The organism is Bartonella sp. AD328YNZD (assembly GCF_042196425.1).
In genome coordinates this window covers 1-575 of record NZ_JBHIQG010000828.1, presented here as the reverse complement: position 1 = coordinate 575, position 575 = coordinate 1, and the positions used below count along the sequence as shown (strand labels likewise).

The following is a 575-nucleotide window of genomic DNA, read 5'->3' as shown; positions in this document are numbered from 1 at the left end:
GGCTATGTTCTTGATAAAAATGCTCTAAGTTCTATCTCTATTGGCTCAAGTCAAGAGCAAGTTCTTTTAACTTTAGGGACCCCTTCATTAAAAACAAAATATGATAATGAAGTTTTTTATTACATCTCACAGACACGTTATCGTGGGATGCAGTTTATGAAAACAAAGATTATTGATCGCAAAGTTTTAGCTATTTACTTCAATAAAAATAATCAGGTTGCAAAAGTTGCAAATTACGGGTTACAAGACGGTCAAGTGTTTGACTTTATTACACAAACAACGCCAACTGTAACGAAAGAACATCCTTTCTTAATTCAAATTATAAAAGGCCCTGCGAATTTGCCACCCCATAACTAAATCATATAGTCTGCGTACCGTTTCAATATTATAGGTCTGATAATATCAGATCTATAATGGAGGGGGGGTTGTAACTCTTAGAGTCGGACTTTTTTTGCCATACTGTCGAGAACTGCATTAACAAGTTTTGGCTCTTCACCTTCAAAAAACGCCTTTGCTATATCAACATATTCATTCATAACAACTGCAATAGGGACATCTTTACGGTTGATCAACTC

The 575-nt window shown here is 35.1% G+C and carries 2 protein-coding genes; one reads left to right on the top strand and one right to left on the bottom strand.

From position 1 onward, the window contains the following. On the top strand, window positions 1-357 hold a 357-nt coding region (locus tag ACFIO3_RS15275; protein ID WP_375704803.1), incomplete at its 5' end, for an outer membrane protein assembly factor BamE. A gap of 77 nt (window positions 358-434) precedes the next feature. On the opposite strand, the gene ACFIO3_RS15270 is transcribed toward ACFIO3_RS15275, so the two are convergent. Beyond that, window positions 435-575, bottom strand: a 141-nt coding sequence (locus ACFIO3_RS15270; RefSeq protein ID WP_375704804.1) for a transcription antitermination factor NusB, incomplete at its 5' end; no start/stop codon positions are given.